Source organism: Aeromonas sp. DNRA1, assembly GCF_963888745.1.
Classification (GTDB): Bacteria; Pseudomonadota; Gammaproteobacteria; order Enterobacterales; family Aeromonadaceae; genus Aeromonas; species Aeromonas hydrophila.
In genome coordinates this window covers 412,748-430,485 of sequence record NZ_CAWPKQ010000001.1, presented here as the reverse complement: position 1 = coordinate 430,485, position 17,738 = coordinate 412,748, and the positions used below count along the sequence as shown (strand labels likewise).

Here is a 17,738-nt window from a genome sequence, read left to right as displayed (position 1 = left end):
AGAGCGGAGCTCGACATGGCTGAAGTAGTACTCAACAACGTTCGCAAAAATTACGACCCGGCTGTTCACAAGGACACCCTGCGCAATATCAACCTGGCCATCAAGGAAGGGGAGTTCATCGTCTTCGTCGGTCCGTCCGGTTGCGGCAAGTCCACCTTGCTGCGGATGATCGCGGGTCTGGAAGACATCACCAGCGGCGAGCTGACCATCGGCGGTCGTTACATGAACGACGTACCGCCGGTAGAGCGCAACGTGGGCATGGTGTTCCAGTCCTATGCCCTCTATCCGCACATGAACATCTACGAGAACATGGCCTTTGGCCTGAAGCTCAAGAAGATGGATAAGGAGAACATCCACAAGCGGGTGATGCGTGCCGCCGAGATCCTGGGTCTCGAGCCGCTGCTGGACCGCAAGCCCAAGGCACTCTCCGGCGGTCAGCGCCAGCGGGTCGCCATCGGCCGCTCCATCGTCCAGCAGCCGCAGGTGTTCCTGTTTGACGAGCCTCTGTCCAACCTGGATGCCGCCCTGCGGGTCAAGATGCGCATCGAGATCGCCAAGCTGCACAAGGAGCTCAACTCCACCATCATCTACGTGACCCACGACCAGGTGGAGGCCATGACCCTGGCCAACCGCATCGTGGTGCTGAGCCCCCTCAAGGGTGAGGCGACCACCAACCTGGAGCAGTTCGGCACCCCGCTCGAGCTCTACCACAACCCGGACAACAAGTTCGTGGCCGGTTTCATCGGCTCTCCCAAGATGAACTTCCTGGCCGGCGAGTTGGTGGAGATTGGCGAGCAGGAGTGCGTGGTCAAGCTGACCACTGGCGATACCGTGCGTGCCCGGGTCGATGCCCGTAGCGGCGCAGTCGGCGACAAGGTGGAGCTGGGTATTCGTCCCGAGCACCTGGTGCCGCTGGATCACCCCCATGCTGACAGCAAGGTGAGCGGGGTGGTACAGGTGGCTGAACACCTGGGGGCCGAGTCCTTCGTCTACATGGACGTGGCAGGCCACGACTTCACCGTCAAGGCCAGCTCCGACGTGGACGTGGCCACCGGTCAGCAGTACAGCGTCGGTATTCCGGCCGAAGCCTGCTACCTGTTCGATGCCAAGGAGCAAGCCTTCCCGCGCACGGCCAAATACATCCGCACCTGACCAGGGGCGGCTGCCGAGGTTTTCCTTTCTTTAGTCAATGCCTTTTTGCCGGTCGCAAAACCGGCTTTTTATTGCCTGCCGTTTGGCGAAAACGGCAGGCGAGGTGGCAGGGCTCAGCCCTCGAGTGCGGCGGTAATGTCGGGCACGAAGTGCTGGCTGGCCAGCGGCGGGCGCTCATACCCCTCGGTGTTGATGGGGGGCAGGGTGATGGGCTCGTAGTGGATCGCCTCATAGGGCACCTTGCCCAGCAGGTGGGAGATGCAGTTGAGGCGGGCACGGCGCTTGTCGTCCGCCTCCACCACGAACCAGGGGCAATCCTCGGTGTCGGTGTAGGTGAACATGTCGTCCTTGGCGCGGGAGTACTCCACCCAGCGCGAGCGGGACTGCAGGTCCATCGGGCTGAACTTCCAGCGCTTGATGGGGGTGTTGATCCGCTCCTTGAACCGTTTCTCCTGCTCCTCGTCGCTGACCGAGAACCAGTATTTGATCACCGTGATGCCGGAGCGGATCAGCATCCGCTCGAACTCGGGGCAGGCGCGCAGAAACTCGCGATACTCGTTGTCGCTGCAAAAACCCATTACCCGCTCGACCCCGGCCCGGTTGTACCAGGAGCGGTCGAACAGCACCATCTCGCCGGCGGCGGGCAGGTGCGCCACGTAGCGCTGAAAGTACCACTGGGAGCGCTCGCGATCCGAGGGGGCGGGCAGCGCCGTGACCCGGCAAACCCGGGGGTTGAGGGGCTCGGTGATCGCCTTGATGACGCCCCCCTTGCCAGCGGCATCGCGCCCCTCGAACAGCACCACTACTTTGAGCCCCTCCTGCTTGACCCACTCCTGCAGCTTGACCAGCTCCTCCTGCAGATGGGCCAGGTGGTGCTCGTAGGTTTTCTTTTCCAGGCGCGGGCGCTTCTTGCTCTTGTCCTTCGGCATGTTCGTCTCCTTATTGAGTCCTTTCCAGATTGCACCAGGCAGGCGTCACTGCCAAGAGGGTCGTGCTACACTGCCGCCCCGTCAATAGTCGGCACCAGAAACAGGAGAAAACATGAAGCAATTTATGGAGATCGCGGGCCGCCAAATGGCCTATCTGGACGAGGGGCAGGGCCCGGTACTGTTGTTTGGTCACAGCTACCTGTGGGACAGCGCCATGTGGGCGCCGCAAATCGAGGCTCTCAAGGGGCAGTATCGCTGCATCGTGCCCGAGCTGTGGGGCCACGGCGACTCCGACGCACTGCCCGAGGGGGCCTGCACCCTGGCAACCCTGGCCCGCGATCATCTGGCGCTGCTCGATGCGCTCGGCATCGATGAGTTCGTGCTGGTGGGGCTCTCCATCGGCGGCATGTGGGGCGTCGAGCTGGCACGCATGGCTCCCGCACGCCTCAAGGGCCTGGTGCTGATGGACAGCTTCGTCGGCCTCGAGCCGCAGATCACCTGCGAGCGCTACCTCGGCATGCTGGCGATGATCGAGCAGCTTGGCACCATCCCGGCCCCCATCGTCGAGCAGGTGGCACCGCTGTTTTTTGCCGACCAGCCGGATGCCGACCTGATGAGCGGTTTCAAGGCGCGTCTCGCCGCCTGGCCGGCCGACAAGGTGGCCGCCATGGTGGCGGTGGGCCGCAGCTTCGTGACCCGCGAGGATCGCATCGAGTGGCTGGAAGCGATCAGCGTGCCTGCGCTGGTGATGACCGGCAGTCAGGACAAGGCTCGGCCGGTGCTGGAAGGCTACCTGATGGCCGAGGTGCTGGGTTGCCCGTTCAAGGAGGTCCCGGCGGCCGGCCACATCTCGTCGCTGGAAAATCCGGCCTTCGTCAATGAGCAGCTCGGCGCGTTTCTGGCTGCGCTCTAAGGTGTGTACTGAAGATAAACAAGAAGGGAGCCGATGGCTCCCTTCTTGTTGTGCGAGTGTGTGGCCTAGTCGTTGGCTGCGGTGCCGGCTACCAGATGTAGCCGATCCCCACGCCGGCATAGAGTTCGCCAGTGTGCTGGACCAGCGGGCTGTGCTCGATGTCGCCGTCATACCATTCGTAGTTCATGGCAAACATGCCGATCCAGTCGGGACTGAAGCGGTAGCTGGTGATGAGCGCCGCCATCGGAGAGAGGGTGGCGCCGGTATCCCAGGCCGGCCGCTGGGCGTTTGCCTCATGCTCGGCGATGCCGCCGAAATAGTAATTGGCCAGCTTGTCGCTGCGCAGCATCAGCCCCATCCCCGGCATGATCAGCAGCTTGTCGCGCAGGATGGGAAAATCGGCCCATAGCAGCAGCTCCTGACCCTTGCTGCGGCCGCTGATGTCGCTGCTGGCCCGCACGGTCAAGAGGGCGTAGGGCGTGATGAGGTTGCCACCGATCCCCCCCTCCAGCTGCCCCTTGCGCTCGTCCATGCCGGTAAACGCCGGTTCATCGGCGGGATCCAGGTTGCCAAAGCGCACCCGGCCATAACCGTAGAGGGCGACGTGCTCATCCTTGTGCAGGTAGTAGCGGGCGCGGTCTCCCAGGTACATGAATTGCTCGCCGAAATAGAGAAAGCCCGGAATGGGGTAGAGGGTGTTGTCCTGCGCCTGATAGCGGGCCTGCCCGCCGAGGAGGACGGCGCCGCCCACCAGCCCCCGTGGCACCGGGCTGCTGGGGTTGGCACTGGAGAGCAGATCCAGCGAGCCGAGGTCAATGTCGGCCCGGGCAGGCAGCACGGTGAGGAGCAGGGCCGCCAGCCCCGCCCGTTTGATGGATTGCAACACGCGCATGGACACTCCGTTGTCACTGATGGTGGGACGACTATCGCACTATTTGGTCGCTGCGGGCAGCTCTTCGCGCTTGGGCCAGGCGTTGAGCACAGCCTTGACCAGGGTGGCGAGGGGAATGGCGAAGAAGACCCCCCAGAATCCCCACAGGCCGCCGAATACCAGCACGGCAATGATGATGGCCACCGGATGGAGGTTGAGCGCCTCGGAGAAGAGGATGGGCTCCAGCACGTTGCCGGTGAGCACCTGAATAACGGTGTAGACCACCATCAGCCAGGTGAACTCCGGCGTCAGTCCCCACTGGAACAGGGCCACCATGGCCACCGGTACCGTCACCGCGGCAGCGCCTATGTAGGGGATCAGCACCGAGAAGCCGACCGCCACCGCCAGCAGCACCGAGTAGCGCAGCCCCAGCATGGCGAAGGCCACATAGCTGATCACCCCGACGATCAGGATCTCGATGACCTTGCCGCGGATGTAGTTGAGGATCTGCTCGTTCATCTCCACCCAGACCCGGTTGACCAGGGTGCGGTTGCGCGGCAGGAAGCGGCGCAGTCCGCCCATCAGGATCTGCTTGTCCTTGAGCATGAAGAACACCATCAGCGGCACCAGGATGGCGTAGATGAGGATGGCCACCACGTTGATGAGGGAGCTGAGGGAGGCGCTCACCAGCTGCTCGCCCCCGGTCAGGATGCGCTGGCGGATGTTGTCGATGATGGTCTCCACCAGGGTGACATTGATGAGCTCGGGGTACTGCTCCGGCAGGGTGCGCACATAGTCCTGGGCATGGGAGAGCATGGCCGGGGACTCCTTGGCGAGGTTCAGCCCCTGGCTCGCCAGGGTCGGGATGAGCCCGAGGAACGCCATGGCGGTGAGGGCGATGAACAACAGCAGGATGAGACTGGTGGCCAGGGTACGGGAGAGCCCGGCCCGCTGCAGCCGGCTCACCGGCCACTCCAGCAGGTAGGCCATCACCAGCGCCACCAAGAGCGGCGCCAAGAGATCGCCGAACAGCCAGAGCACGGCAAAACAGGCCACCAGCAGCAGGAACAGGGTGACGGCATCGGGATCGGAGAAACGGGTCTGATACCAGCGCTTGATGACTTCTAACATGGCGACATCCTTAGGTTACTGGGGCTTGCCGTGGTGCTTGGCCCCGACCACCAACTGCAAAGAGAGGGTATTGTCTGGCGCCTCCTGCAACGTGAAGGCATGACCCTGGCGTTGCAGATAGGCGGGAATGTCCTGCCGGGAGCCGGCATCGGCCAGCCGGATGGACAGGGATTGACCGGCGTTGGCCTGACGCAGCCAGAGCTTGAGCCGGATCAGCGGCTCGGGGCAGCGCCAGGGGGTCAGGTCGAGGTATTCCATGGAGGCTCCATCGCGCGTGAGGCGGCTATTATGGCCGTGATGAGAGCGCGAAACAACGCTTGTAGCCCTTGATGGGCAAGGGTATTCTGCCGGTGTCCCGGTAGGGTCTGATTGGAGATAGAGATAACGTGGCACGCTTTTCCCCCCTGATGGCATCGCTCCCCCTGCTGGCTTCCCTGATGGGTGCCACTTTCCATGCCCAGGCCAACAACCAGCTTCCCGACATCGGCACCGCCGGGGTGGCCGCCCTGCCCATCGAGCAGGAGGTGCGCTACGGCAACGCCTTCATGCGCTTTGCCCGGGCCGGCTTGCCGATCATCGATGATCCCGTCTTGAGCCAGTACATCGACGATCTGGGCCAGCGGCTGCTCTCCAACGCCGATGGCGTGCGTTTTCCGTTTACCTTCTTCCTCATCAACGACCCCAGCATCAACGCGGCTGCCTTCCTCGGCGGGCGGGTCAAGGTGCACACCGGCCTGTTTCTCTATGCCGACAGCGAGAGCGAACTCGCCTCGGTACTAGCGCACGAAATCACCCACGTGACCCAGCGCCACATCGCCCGCTACATGGAAGCGCAGGCGAGCAGCTCCGCCATGACCCTGGCCGGGCTGGTGGGCTCCATCGCGCTGGCGGTGATCAACCCCACCGCCGGGATCGCCGCGCTGCAGACCACGCTGGGTCTCTCCATGCAGTCGGCCATCAACTACACCCGCGACAACGAATACGAAGCGGACCGGATCGGCATGAAGACCCTTTACGACGCCGGCTTCGATCCCATGGGCATGGCCAACTTCTTCCAGAAGCTGGCGGCCGAGTATCGCTACGCCAGCAAGCCGCCCGAGATGCTGCTGACGCACCCGCTGCCGGAGACCCGGATCAGCGAGGCGCGTGCCCGGGCGGGCAGCTACGGTCGCCGGGATCTACCGCCGAGTCTCGACTTCTGGCTGGCCAAGGTGCGCATCCAGGTGCGTTTCGGCACCGAGAGCCCGCAGGCCCTGCTCACCTATTTCGACAACCGCCTGCAGAAGGGGGACTACCCGCTCAAGGATGCGGCCACCTACGGCAAGGCGCTGGCGCTGCTGCAGCTCAAGCGCACCGACGAGGCCGACGCCCTGATGCAGGAGCTGGCGACCCGTCACCCCGAAGATCTGTTCGTGGTGGATGCCCTCACTGACATCGACCTGGCCAAGGGGCGCAGCGCCCAGGCCATCGCCCGGCTCGAGAAGTTCCGCACCCGCATGCCGGACAACGAGGTGGTGGTGGTGAACCTCGGCAACGCCTATCTGGAAGGGGGCAACTACAAGAAGTCCATTGCCATTCTCGACCCCTATGCCCGCGAGCACGAAGAGAACAACCTGGCCTGGAGCCTGCTCTCCGATGCCTATCGCAAGGCGGGCAGGATGACCGATCTGCACATGGCACGGGCCGAGATGCTCTCCCTGCGCGGTGACTACCAGGCGGCCATCGACGAGCTGATCGTGGCGCGCGGCACCACCAACGACAAGTTGACCCTGGCCAGACTGGAGGCGCGCATCACCGAGCTGGAGCGGGCCAAGAAGGATCTCGACAGCCTCAAGGGTTGACGGGCCAGTGGCTCTCACTCACGACAAGGGCGCACCGAGGTGCGCCCTTGTCGTTTTATGATGGCGAAGAGAATGGCGGGAACGCCAGCCGGCTGGCGCCGTCAGCGGCGTTGGCGTCAGTGGCCAACCGGCTTGACGGATGCCCTGAGGGCCTCGACCCGCGATGAGTTGAGCTCACCCACCAGGGTCTGCTGGAGCTTGCCCTCGCCATCGAGCAGATAGCTGGTGGGCAGCCCGGCGGGGCGGGGGAAGGGGAGGCTCGCCTCCTGCCTTGCGATGAGCAGCGGCACCTCGATGCGGTACTGCCCGGCCAGTTTGGCGAGCTCGGCCGGGGTGGCCGGGTCGTAGTTGACCATCACCACGGTGATCTGCCCCTCATGAGCCAGTGCCTCCAGCAGCGGTATCTCCCGCAGGCAGGGGGCACACCAGGGGGCGAAGTAGTTGACCAACAGCGGCTTGCCGGCAAAGTCGGCCAGGGCCACCGGCTGGTTCTGGCTTCCGGTGAATTGGGGAGCCGGGCTGCAGGCCGTCAGCAGGCCGGCCACAATCAGCCAACAAATTCGTTTCAATTCCTGCACTCTCGCGCTTACCCTGACCATCAGTTTCCCCTACAATAGCGCCGTTTCTTGTCCCATCTTGCGATTAATCAGGGAGTTATCATGAGCGAGACCCAAATCTACCACAATCCGCGCTGCTCCAAGAGCCGTGAAACCCTGGCCTTGCTGGAACAGCACGGGATCGCCCCGGATGTGGTGCTCTATCTGGAGCAGGCCCCGAGCGAGGCAGAGATCCGCACTCTGCTGAGCCAGCTGGGGTTCAGTGATCCGCGTCAGCTGATGCGCACCAAGGAAGATCTCTACAAGGATCTGGGGCTTGGCGAAGTGAGCGGTGATGACCTCATTCGCGCCATGCATCAGTATCCCAAGCTCATCGAGCGGCCCATCGTGATCAAGAACGGTCAGGCCCGCATCGGCCGTCCGCCCGAGCAGGTGCTGGAGATCCTCAAGTGAGCACCCGCTTCGCCCGCCTGCTGACCCTGGTCGGCTTCTTTGGCCTGCTGGGCTGGGTCAGCCTCTGGCATCTGTGGCTCTCGCCCCACCCGGATCTCAATCCCTGGCTGCTGCCGGTGATCTGGACGGTGCCGCTGCTGTTCCCGCTCAAGGGGATCGTGCAGGGCAACCCCTACACCCACGCCTGGGGCAACTTCGTGCTGATGCCCTACTTCCTGCACGCCCTGACCCTGATCACCACGGATGAGGGGGAGCGGTGGCTGGCGGTGGTGGAGCTGGTGTTTACCGTGCTCGCCTTCATCGGTACCATCTATTACGCCCGCCTGCGCGGCCGCGAGCTGGGCCTGAGCATTCGCAAGAAGAAGGGCGAGCCTTCGGCGCAAGACCACTGAGGCCCGCGTCAGCGCGCCTGCTCTGTGCAAACCGGACCTTGAGTCCGGTTTTTTTATGGATGCGTTGCCCCGACACGACCGGGGTTGACGTGACAGCGGGTGGGGCAAGGGCTTGCTGGCAACGCAGATGTCCGCTGTATCTCGCTGATCTTGCTGTAACTATGTCGACGTGATCACATCTTGGCCGCCGCGAGGTGGGAGGGGGGCGGGCGGCTGACTATCCTCATTAAGCTCCCATACAGCGGCCGCCGTTAGCCTGTCGTTTTCACCAGCCTTGAGTGATGCACCCTATGAAACGCCAATCCAGACCCTTGCTCCAGAAAACCCTGTTGGCCTTGACCATGGCCCTGTCGGTCAGTTCGCTGGCCGATGCCTGCACCCGCGCCGTTTATCAGGGCGACAGCGGTCTGGTGGTGACCGGCCGTACCATGGACTGGCGCGCCGCCATGCCGACCAACCTCTGGGCCTTGCCGCGCGGCATCGAACGGAGCGGGGCGGCCGGGCCGCACTCCATGACGTGGAACGCGCGCTATGGCTCCCTGGTCGCCGCAGGGTTTGACGCGGGTACCGCCGATGGCATGAACGAAAAGGGGCTGGTGGCCAACCTGCTCTACCTGACAGAGTCCGAGTATGTGACTCCGAGTGACAAGGATCCGCGCAAGACGCTCTCCATCTCCCTCTGGGCCCAGTATGTGCTGGACAATTTTGCCACCGTCAGCGAGGCGGTCGCCGCCCTGTCGAAGGACGAGTTTTATGTGGTAACCACCCTGACGCCGGATGGCAAGCCGGGCCAGCTGCACCTCTCCATCTCGGATGCCAGCGGCGACTCGGCCATTTTCCAGTACGTGGATGGCAAGTTGCAGATCCACCACGACCGCAGCTATCAGGTGATGACCAACTCCCCCGTGTTCGACAAGCAGCTGGCACTCAACGAGTACTGGGAGGAGATAGGCGGGCTCACCATGCTGCCGGGCACCAACCGGTCGGCGGATCGTTTCGCCCGGGCCTCTTTTTATATCAAGACCCTGCCCAAGACGGATCAGGCCAATGAGGCCGTGGCCGGTGTGATGAGCGTGATGCGCAACGTCTCGGTGCCCATGGGGATCAGCACTCCGGATCAACCCAACATCTCCACCACCCTGTGGCGCAGCGTGTCGGATCAACAGCATCGCCGCTACTTCTTCGAGCTGACCCATCTGCCCAACACCTTCTGGGTGAGCATGGACCAGCTGGACTTGAGTGCGGGCGCCCCGGTCAAGAAACTCCCGCTGACCGAGCGTCAGCTCTATGCGGGGGAAACGGCGGACAAGTTCGTGCCGGCCAAGGCGTTCACCTTCCTGCCTGCCACGCCAGGGGCCTGATGAAGCGTTGGTAGAAGGCCCCCTACGGGGCCTTTTTTATGGCCGCAAGCCGGCGTGGCCGCCGGTTTCGCGATAGTGGGCCAGCTGCTGCACGCTGTGGCTCATCAGCTGGGGGTAGAAGCGCAGAAAGCCTGCCTCGCACCCTTGCCATTGGGCCTCCCTGAGGGTGAGCAGCGCATCGCCGAGCGGCAGGGGGCGGCGCAGCCGGCGGCCGATGCCGTTGAGGGCCTGTGCCAGCCCCTCTTTGTGCTGATAGGAGGCGATCCAGTCCTGCTCCGCCATCCGTCTGAGGGGCAGCGGCAACCCATCCGGCAGGCTGTCTGCATCCACCAGCAGGTGCCGGTAACTCTGCTGCAGGAAACGGGGCAGGGCCTCGTCATGAAACTGCGGCCAGTGCAGGCTGAGCCAATGGTCGTAGAGCATGTCCACCAGGATACCGCCAAAGCGGCGCCAGGGGGCCTCGAAGCAGGCCACTGCCGCCCTGTGTTCGGGGTGACTGTCGGTAAAGGCATCTATCTTGCGGTGCAGCCAGATCCCCTCGTCTAGTTCGGTACCGAGCGCGCTCGGCAGGGCGCCCTTGACGAAATCCCCCAGCAGGTTGCCGGTGAGGGAGCTGTGGGTATGGGCTGCCAGATGCAGGTGAGCCAGATAGTTCATGAAGGGTGACGTCAGCCAGGGGAATTGTCGCTGAGCCTAGCGGATCCGGCGGCCCTTGCCTATGGGAACGGGCGCTCAGCCGTGAGGAAGTGCTTCCCTCCATGACCGCCGGCTGGGTAGAGTGCAGCATGGCTGGCGCTTTGTGGCGCCCATCATCATCACGAGGAGCATGCACATGTTGACCCTGATCGAGGGCGCCGAACTCTACGGCCCGACTGCGCTGGGCCGCCAGGATCTGCTGGTGGCCGATGGCCGCATTGCCTGGATGGGCCAGGGCTTGTCAGTCCCCGCCGACTGGCCGCTGACGCGGGTGGATGGCCGCGGTCGCTATCTGGTGCCCGGGCTGGTGGATCCGCTGGCCCACATCACCGGCGGTGGTGGCGAGGGGGGCTTTGGTTTTCGCACGCCGGAGCTGGCGGCAAGGGAGGCGCTGAGGGCAGGGGTCACTACCCTGGTGGCGGCGCTTGGTACCGACAGCCTGACCCGCAGTCCGGCCCAGGTGCTCGGCAAGGTGCGCGAGTTTCGCGCCGCCGGGGTGAGCGCCTTCATGTATACCGGCTCCTACCATCTGCCGGTCAAGACCCTCACCGGCACGGTGGAGTCGGACATCATGCTCATCCCCGAGGTGCTGGGGGTGGGGGAAGTGGCCATCAGCGATCACAGATCCAGCGCGCCGACCCACGACGAGCTGGCACGCCTGGTGAGCGAGGCGCGGGTGGCCGGGCTGCTCGCCGGCAAGAGCGGGGTCAGCTTCTTTCATCTGGGGGACGGGCGCGGGGCGCTGGCGCCGCTGCGGGCACTGCGCGATGGCACCGACATCCCGCTGCGCCAGCTCTATCCCACCCATTGCAACCGCAATCCCTGGCTGTTTGCCGAGGCCATCGAGTGGGGGCGGGCCGGCGGCTGGGTCGATCTCACCACCTCGAGTTTCCCGGACTTGCTGGACGATGGCGAGCGGCTGGCGGCCGACGCCCTGGTAGAGCTGCTGGCAGCCGGGGTGCCTGCCGATCGTATCAGCTTCAGCTCGGACGCCAATGCCAGCCTGCCGCGCTTTGATGGCGAGGGGCGCCTCATCGAGCTGCGCTGCGGTCAGATAGGCAGTCTGTGGCAGGCGCTGGTGGAGAGTTGCGACAAGGGGGTTGCGCTGGAGGTGGCGCTGGCGGTGGTGACGGCCAATCCGGCCAGGGCACTGGGGCTGGCGACCAAGGGCACGCTGGCGGTGGGGCAGGATGCGGATCTGCTGCTGATCGACCCCGATACGCTTACCATCGAGCGGGTGATGAGCGGCGGCCGCTGGCGCACCTGAAGGCCGCTAGTTGACCGGGAGCCTGTCATGCCTGCTCCCCTCTTTTAAACGACAAGCCCGGCAGCAGTGCCGGGCTTGTCGTTGTTGGCGGTGGGTGGCTCAGGGGCCATCAGATGGCCAGGAAGCCCAGGATCAGGATGGGGCCGAGCAGGCTCAGGATAAAGCCGGAGACGATGGCCACCGGTACCACCTGGATGCCGCCGGATTTCTGGATGACCGGCAGGGTGAAGTCCAGCGCCGTGGCGCCGCCATAGCCGATGGCGGCGGAGGGGTGGCGGCGCATCAGCATCGGAATGATCAGGATGGCGATGAGCTCGCGCCCCAGATCGTTGATGAAGGCGGCGGAGCCCAGCACCGGGCCCAGCTTGTCGGCCACCAGGATACCGGAGAGCGAATACCAGCCGAAGCTGGAGCTGAGGGCCAGGCCGTGGGTCAGCGGCATGCCGAGCAGCTGGGCGGCCAGCAGGCTGCCCAGCCAGCTGCTGACGATGACGGTGGCGGCGATCTTCATGCCCCAGGGGTTGAGCAGGATCTGGCGCAGCCGCATGCCGGAGTTGCGCATCTGCACCCCGATGAGAAACAGCAACAACATCAGTGCCCACTCGCTCCATTTGTCGATGGGCAGGGCGCGCAGGTCGACCAGCAGCCCGAGCAAGACGCCGCCCAGCACCACGAAACAGAGCTGCAGGGATTCCCACAACAGGTGCAGCTTGCTCGGCATCGGGCCGTCGCTGGCCTCGTGGGTGGGAGGTGAGCGCCGGTCCAGCCACCAGAGGGCCAGCAGGTTGCACAGGGTAATGGCGGCGAGCATCAGCCCGGCCACCTTGAAGATCACCGCCAGATTGCTGCCCAGGTTCTCCACGTAGGCGAGCCCCAGCCCCATCAGGAACAAAATGAGATAGACCATCTTGCCCAGCGATTGATTGACCAGCTTGATCAAACGGGCAGAGGAGAGGGGTACCAGATAGCCGATTACCAGCGGCAGCAGGATCAGCAACACATTGAGCAACATCGGGGCCTCGATCACAAAAACTGACAAAAATGACACCTTATCATCACTTATTGGGCCTGTGTCACATATTTGTGTGTTTGTCTGCTCCATCCGGAGCTTTTTTATCAATATGTTATGTTTTTGGTGCGAAATGAAGCCCGCTATTGGGGCGCTGGCCTATTCTGGTGCAGCCAGAACGCGGCCTGACAGGCCCATTTTTCAACAGGATGCGCGTACTGCATGGTTGAATAAAGTCAATCTGGGTGACTTGCGGGCAAAACGTAGGAATCTTCTTGCCAGCCTTGCGCTGGGGGTATAAAAAGGCGGTGTCGCCGGGCAGGGTGGATTAGCGTTTTATGCAGACAAAGTGCTGAAAAATACCTGTTTGGCCAATAAAAATACAGACAAAACACCAAAGACCCCGGTTCTGTATTGTTTTTTAACTATCCGAGTGATATTTTCGCTGAAGGTTGCCGTCGGTTAACTTTTTGTTAAATAAACGATGGCGTGAGTCACGCCCCAGCGGCGTCTAGGGACAGACAAGGTTGTAATGGATGAGCGACGTTGCCGCACTGGAAGTTCGTGATCTGCACAAGTATTTCGGCACCCACGAAGTGCTCAAGGGCATCGATATGACCGCCCACAAGGGGGATGTCATCTCCCTTATCGGCTCCTCCGGTTCGGGGAAGTCGACCTTTCTTCGTTGTATCAATTTGCTGGAAACACCCTCTTCCGGCACGGTTTCCCTCCATGGCGAACTTATTCGCATGAAAACCAACCGGGCCGGTGAACGGTTGCCGGAGGACGTGCGCCAGGTGGAGCGCATTCGCAGCCGCTTGGCCATGGTGTTTCAAAGCTTCAATCTCTGGTCCCACATGACCATCATGCAGAACATCATCGAGGTGCCGATCCAGGTGCTCAAGGTGCCCCGCGCCGAGGCGATGGCCAAGGCGGAACACCTGCTCAACCGGGTGGGTCTGTGGGAGCGGCGCGACTACTACCCAGGCCACCTCTCCGGCGGCCAGCAGCAGCGGGCGGCCATTGCCCGGGCGCTGGCGGTGGAGCCCGAGGTGATGCTGTTTGACGAACCCACCTCGGCGCTCGATCCCGAGCTGGTAGGCGAAGTACTCGGCCTGATGCGCGAGCTGGCCGAAGAGGGGCGCACCATGCTGGTGGTGACCCATGAGATGTCGTTTGCCCGCGATGTGTCGAACAAGGTAATGTTTTTGCATCAGGGCCGTGTGGAGGAGGAGGGCAATCCCAAGGAGATCTTCGCCCATCCCAAGTCCGAACGGTTCAAGCAATTCATCTCCTCCATCTATTGATGGCCGGGGCTGAACCCCAATAATCTGCAATTGCAACAGTCGATGACTTTATCAAGGAGAGATACATGAACAAGCTGATGCTGGCGACCGCCATAGTCACTGCCCTGTCTTCCGGCAGCCTGATGGCCAAGGAGTGGAAAGAGGTGCGGATCGGGGTGGAAGGTGCCTATCCCCCCTTCTCCTGGACCGAGCCGAGCGGCGAGGTGAAAGGTTTCGACATCGACATCGCCAATGCCCTGTGCGAGGAGATGAAGGTGAAGTGCACCCTGATCAAACAGGACTGGGACGGCATCATTCCGGCGCTGCTGTCGCGCAAGTATGACGCCATCATCGCCACCATGGATATCACCGAAGAGCGCAAGAAGAAGGTGGACTTCACCCAGAAGTACCAGCACATTCCGGCCCGCTTCGCCGCCAAGAAGGGCACCGAGATCAAGCTCGACAAGGAGTTCATGAGTGGCAAGACGGTGGCCGTGCAGCGCGCCACCTCCATGGACACCTACATCACCGACAACTTCCCCAACGCCACCATCAAGCGTTATGGCACTGCAGACGAGGCCTATCTCGATCTGAAATCCGGCCGGGTTGACTACGTGATGGCCGACTCCGCCGCCATCAGCGACGGCCTGCTCAAGAAAGAGGGTGGCGATGGGTTCGAGTTCATCGGCCCGAAACTGACCGATCCCAAGTGGTTTGGCGAGGGTGCCGGCATCGCGGTGCGCAAGGCCGACAAGGATCTGAAAGAAAAATTCAACGCCGCCATCCTGGCGCTGCGTGCCAATGGCAAGTACAAGGCGATCAACGACAAGTACTTCGACTTCGACGTATACGGCGAGTAACCCTGAAGGCGCGCTACCGCGGTAGCCGCCGGCGCAATTGCGGCGAATCATCACGACAGGTTGACCCTAGTCTGTAGTCATCGGGCCCGTTGTCTCTCGCAAGGGAGCGATGGGCCCGCTTAGTTGCAATGGAGCTGCATGTGTTTGGTTTGAAAGGATATTGGGTCGGAAGATTCTGCTCAATGAGTTGCAATGGAGCCGCATATGTTTGATTTGAAAGGATACGAAACCTCCCTGCTGGAGGGGGCCTGGGTCACCCTGGAAGTGGCGCTGGCCTCCCTGCTGCTGGCGCTGGTGCTCGGCATGCTGGGGGCGCTGGCCAAGCTCTCCCCCTACAAGTGGGCCCGTGGCTTTGCCACCGCCTACACCACCGTCATTCGCGGCATCCCCGATCTGGTGCTGATGATGCTGCTGTTCTTCGGCGGCCAGGTGCTCATCAACAACCTCTGTACCTGGGTCAACGAGAGCTACAACAATTACCTGCTGGCGAGCAATCCAAACCAGGAGTGGGTCTCCCTGCTGCCCGATTACATCGACATCAGCCCGTTTGCGGCCGGGGTCGCCACCATCGGCTTCATCTTCGGCGCCTACATGACCGAGACCTTCCGCGGTGCCATTCTGGCGGTGGACAAGGGCGAGCTGGAAGCGGCCCGCGCCTTCGGCATGCGGGCCACCCAGGTGTTTGTGCGGATCCTGTTTCCCCAGATGATGCGCCACGCCCTGCCAGGGTTTGGCAACAACTGGCTGGTACTGCTGAAAACCACGGCGCTGGTCTCCATCATCGGGCTCGATGACATGGTGCGCAAAGCGTCCCTGGCGGCGGGTTCGACCCAGCTGCCCTTCACCTTCTACATGGCGGTGGCCCTGATCTTCCTGATCTTCACTGCGGTCTCCACCTCGGCACTGAAATGGGCCGAGCGTCACTATGCGATAAAGACGAGGTAAGCCATGGATTTCTCAATCATTCTCACCGAATGGCCCACCTACTGGCAGGGCCTCTACACCACGGTGCTGCTGGTGGCGGCTTCCTTGATCCTCGGGCTGATGCTGGCGGTGCCGCTCGGTATCCTGCGCAACAGCCGCAATTGGCTGATCAAGGGGCCGATCTGGGCCTACATCTACTTCTTTCGCGGCACCCCGCTGCTGGTGCAGCTGTTCATCATCTACTACGGCGCCGCCCAGTGGGAGTGGCTGAAAAACAGCGTTGCCTGGGATCTGTTTGCCGAAGCCTGGTTCTGCGCCCTGCTGGCGTTCACCCTGAACACCGGTGCCTACACCGCCGAGATCGTGCGCGGCGCTGTGCTCAACATGCCCAAGGGACAGATTGAGGCGGCCAACGCTTTCGGCATGACCCGCTGGCAGACCCTGACCCGGATCATTTTGCCCAACTCGTTTCGCCGGGCACTGCCGGCCTACAGCAACGAGGTGATCTTCATGCTGCAGGGCTCGGCGGTGGCGGGCATCATCACCATCGTCGATCTGACCGGCGCTGCGCGGATCATCAACTCCCGCTACTACAGCCCGTTCGAAGCGTTCCTGACCGCCGGCCTGCTCTACATGCTGCTGACCTTCGTCATCGTCTGGCTGTTCAAGAAATGGGAAGCCCGCTGGCACGCCCACCTGCGCCCCCGCACCGTGTAAACGCCATAAAAAAAGCCCGCAATCGCGGGCTTTTTTGTCGGTCAAGAAAGAGAACAAGCGTCACAGCATGCCAAGGGGCGCCAACATCTCGTCTGCCACAAAACCAAATGAACTCAACATGCCGAGGGCACCGATAAGCCCGGCTGGATTGAGGGCACGTTTGCTCTGTCTGTTCGGTATGCGCTGCTCGTCGTGCTGCTGGATCTTCTGCACCACGGCCATGGCACCTATCTCCAGATGCCGATAGAAGCTGGCATTGATCTGGGTCAGATGCAGCAGGGACTGGCGCATGCGCTCGAACGTCTCGCTGCAGACCGGGCTCTGCTTGTGCCAGAACTTCTCCAGCGTGCCACGGGTCGTGAGCCCCGGCAGATCATAGAGGGCACGCCCCATGCAGAAGGTCGGTACATCGTGCAGCAGGGCGGAGAGACCGACCGTGCTGTTGATGGTGATGACCCCTTTGAGCAGGGGATAGAGTGCCGGCAGCGGCAGGTCATAGCCATAAAACACCCGCCCTTCCAGCCCGAGCAGGGTGACCAACCGGTTGATCTGGGACTGGTAGCTGACATAGCCCCGATCCATGGGGTGGTGCTTGAACAGCAGCACATCCTCGTGGCGAGCATGCTCGGCAAACGAGTTCATCACCTGTGCCACCATCTCCTCGACACCGCTCAAATCTGAATGTTCGCGGATTTGGAAGTCTTCGGTGACCTGCAGGGGGACAAAGAAGATATGTTCCTTGTGTGCCGGCAAGGCTTTCAGCAAACGGCGGTCTGCCCAGCGGTAACGCCATTTCACCAAACCTCCGGCAACCCAGCCGCTGGCTTCCTGGTAAAGGCTCCAGGGTCTGTGGTTGACGAAGTGAGGATAGCGCCAGCGAAACAGGCTCTTGTTGATGTGATAGCGGCTGGCATACCAGGCACGCCGGGCAAAGGTTTTGCCCACCTGCAACTGTGCCTGATAGGGCTCAGACCAGGTCAGCTCGACCAGCTTGTCACGCTTGGCATAGAGCGGGCTGAAGGCATTCACACCCCCTTGCTCCAGCGTCACGTAGTCGGGACGCAGGTACCCCTCTTCCATGGCCCAGACGGCGATTTTCTTCTGCTTGCAGATACGAATGGCTTGCAGATGGTAATAGCGGCAATCCCCGTAGCAGATCAGGCTGTCGATGCCGTTGCGCTTGATGAAGCGGCGAAAAAAGGTGTTCCAGCTCTCCGGCTTGCCGGTAAAACGCTCGTTATGGCCGGCGCATGGCCAGCACTCATCCCCCCCGTTGAAATGGATCTTGTACACCTGGTGGCCGGCATCGCTCAGTGCCTGGCTCAGGGTCTGGAAGAAGGGGCCGAGCGGCCCTTGCAACAACAAAATCTTCATGTACG

The 17,738-nt window shown here is 62.5% G+C and carries 19 protein-coding genes; 11 read left to right on the top strand and 8 right to left on the bottom strand.

Annotated elements, in window-relative coordinates; genetic code table 11:
* Nucleotides 1-15: 15 nt before the first annotated feature.
* Nucleotides 16-1,152, top strand: coding sequence for an ABC transporter ATP-binding protein (locus tag AACQ43_RS01930; RefSeq protein WP_011705560.1), 1,137 nt, complete (start codon nt 16-18; stop codon nt 1,150-1,152).
* Between the two features lie 113 nt (nt 1,153-1,265).
* Here the strand turns inward: AACQ43_RS01930 and ppk2 are convergent, their stop codons facing one another.
* A complete protein-coding gene (gene ppk2, locus AACQ43_RS01925) occupies nt 1,266-2,081 on the bottom strand; it encodes a polyphosphate kinase 2 (protein WP_029301302.1) in 816 nt (271 codons plus the stop codon).
* 112 nt (nt 2,082-2,193) lie between these two features.
* On the opposite strand from ppk2, the gene AACQ43_RS01920 reads away from it, so the two are divergent.
* Complete coding sequence (locus tag AACQ43_RS01920; protein ID WP_168965628.1) at nt 2,194-2,994, top strand: alpha/beta fold hydrolase; 801 nt, start codon at nt 2,194-2,196, stop codon at nt 2,992-2,994.
* Nucleotides 2,995-3,082: 88 nt separating this feature from the next.
* On the opposite strand, the gene AACQ43_RS01915 is transcribed toward AACQ43_RS01920, so the two are convergent.
* The 3 genes from AACQ43_RS01915 to AACQ43_RS01905 are packed head-to-tail and all read right to left on the bottom strand — an operon-like array spanning nt 3,083 to nt 5,254.
* On the bottom strand, nt 3,083-3,886 hold the full coding sequence (locus tag AACQ43_RS01915; RefSeq protein WP_168965626.1) for a MipA/OmpV family protein: 804 nt from the start codon (nt 3,884-3,886) through the stop codon (nt 3,083-3,085).
* A gap of 39 nt (nt 3,887-3,925) precedes the next feature.
* Nucleotides 3,926-4,996 (bottom strand): AI-2E family transporter, encoded by a 1,071-nt coding sequence (locus AACQ43_RS01910; protein WP_029301299.1) that lies wholly within the window; start codon nt 4,994-4,996, stop codon nt 3,926-3,928.
* A gap of 15 nt (nt 4,997-5,011) precedes the next feature.
* The gene (locus tag AACQ43_RS01905; RefSeq protein ID WP_017409936.1) at nt 5,012-5,254 is read right to left on the bottom strand and encodes a sulfurtransferase TusA family protein; all 243 of its coding nucleotides are present in this window, start codon (nt 5,252-5,254) and stop codon (nt 5,012-5,014) included.
* 128 nt (nt 5,255-5,382) lie between these two features.
* On the opposite strand from AACQ43_RS01905, the gene AACQ43_RS01900 reads away from it, so the two are divergent.
* Nucleotides 5,383-6,837 carry a beta-barrel assembly-enhancing protease gene (locus AACQ43_RS01900; RefSeq protein ID WP_348981351.1) on the top strand — a complete coding sequence of 485 codons (1,455 nt, stop codon included), beginning with the start codon at nt 5,383-5,385 and terminating at the stop codon, nt 6,835-6,837.
* A gap of 116 nt (nt 6,838-6,953) precedes the next feature.
* Here the strand turns inward: AACQ43_RS01900 and AACQ43_RS01895 are convergent, their stop codons facing one another.
* The gene (locus AACQ43_RS01895; RefSeq protein WP_168965624.1) at nt 6,954-7,436 is read right to left on the bottom strand and encodes a TlpA family protein disulfide reductase; all 483 of its coding nucleotides are present in this window, start codon (nt 7,434-7,436) and stop codon (nt 6,954-6,956) included.
* Between the two features lie 60 nt (nt 7,437-7,496).
* On the opposite strand from AACQ43_RS01895, the gene arsC reads away from it, so the two are divergent.
* The 3 genes from arsC (at nt 7,497) to AACQ43_RS01880 (ending at nt 9,600) form a co-directional block, all read left to right on the top strand.
* A complete protein-coding gene (gene arsC, locus AACQ43_RS01890; protein ID WP_168965622.1) occupies nt 7,497-7,847 on the top strand; it encodes an arsenate reductase (glutaredoxin) in 351 nt (116 codons plus the stop codon).
* Nucleotides 7,844-8,239, top strand: a complete 396-nt coding sequence (locus AACQ43_RS01885; protein ID WP_168965620.1) for a DUF2069 domain-containing protein — start codon at nt 7,844-7,846, stop codon at nt 8,237-8,239. Before arsC ends, AACQ43_RS01885 begins: the two co-directional genes overlap by 4 nt.
* Before the next feature lie 290 nt (nt 8,240-8,529).
* The gene (locus tag AACQ43_RS01880) at nt 8,530-9,600 is read left to right on the top strand and encodes a linear amide C-N hydrolase (protein ID WP_168965618.1); all 1,071 of its coding nucleotides are present in this window, start codon (nt 8,530-8,532) and stop codon (nt 9,598-9,600) included.
* 36 nt (nt 9,601-9,636) lie between these two features.
* Here AACQ43_RS01880 and AACQ43_RS01875 read toward each other — a convergent pair whose 3' ends face one another.
* Entirely contained in the window at nt 9,637-10,257 is a 621-nt protein-coding gene (locus tag AACQ43_RS01875) for an acyl carrier protein phosphodiesterase (RefSeq protein WP_168965616.1), read from the bottom strand.
* Nucleotides 10,258-10,432: 175 nt separating this feature from the next.
* Between AACQ43_RS01875 and iadA the strand changes: the two genes are divergently transcribed.
* Nucleotides 10,433-11,563, top strand: a complete 1,131-nt coding sequence (gene iadA, locus AACQ43_RS01870) for a beta-aspartyl-peptidase (protein ID WP_168965614.1) — start codon at nt 10,433-10,435, stop codon at nt 11,561-11,563.
* 109 nt (nt 11,564-11,672) lie between these two features.
* On the opposite strand, the gene AACQ43_RS01865 is transcribed toward iadA, so the two are convergent.
* Nucleotides 11,673-12,575, bottom strand: a complete 903-nt coding sequence (locus tag AACQ43_RS01865) for a lysine exporter LysO family protein (protein ID WP_168966468.1) — start codon at nt 12,573-12,575, stop codon at nt 11,673-11,675.
* Between the two features lie 533 nt (nt 12,576-13,108).
* Here AACQ43_RS01865 and AACQ43_RS01860 point away from each other — a divergent pair.
* The 4 genes from AACQ43_RS01860 (at nt 13,109) to AACQ43_RS01845 (ending at nt 16,359) form a co-directional block, all read left to right on the top strand.
* Nucleotides 13,109-13,879, top strand: a complete 771-nt coding sequence (locus tag AACQ43_RS01860; RefSeq protein ID WP_011705574.1) for an ABC transporter ATP-binding protein — start codon at nt 13,109-13,111, stop codon at nt 13,877-13,879.
* Nucleotides 13,880-13,944: 65 nt separating this feature from the next.
* Nucleotides 13,945-14,718, top strand: a complete 774-nt coding sequence (locus AACQ43_RS01855) for an ABC transporter substrate-binding protein (protein ID WP_029301292.1) — start codon at nt 13,945-13,947, stop codon at nt 14,716-14,718.
* 204 nt (nt 14,719-14,922) lie between these two features.
* On the top strand, nt 14,923-15,663 hold the full coding sequence (locus tag AACQ43_RS01850) for an ABC transporter permease (RefSeq protein WP_011705576.1): 741 nt from the start codon (nt 14,923-14,925) through the stop codon (nt 15,661-15,663).
* A gap of 3 nt (nt 15,664-15,666) precedes the next feature.
* Nucleotides 15,667-16,359: an ABC transporter permease gene (locus tag AACQ43_RS01845; RefSeq protein ID WP_011705577.1), complete on the top strand. Its 693-nt coding sequence runs from the start codon at nt 15,667-15,669 to the stop codon at nt 16,357-16,359.
* Nucleotides 16,360-16,419: 60 nt separating this feature from the next.
* Here the strand turns inward: AACQ43_RS01845 and AACQ43_RS01840 are convergent, their stop codons facing one another.
* A complete protein-coding gene (locus AACQ43_RS01840; RefSeq protein ID WP_168965612.1) occupies nt 16,420-17,733 on the bottom strand; it encodes a capsule biosynthesis protein in 1,314 nt (437 codons plus the stop codon).
* Between the last annotated feature and the right edge of the window lie 5 nt (nt 17,734-17,738).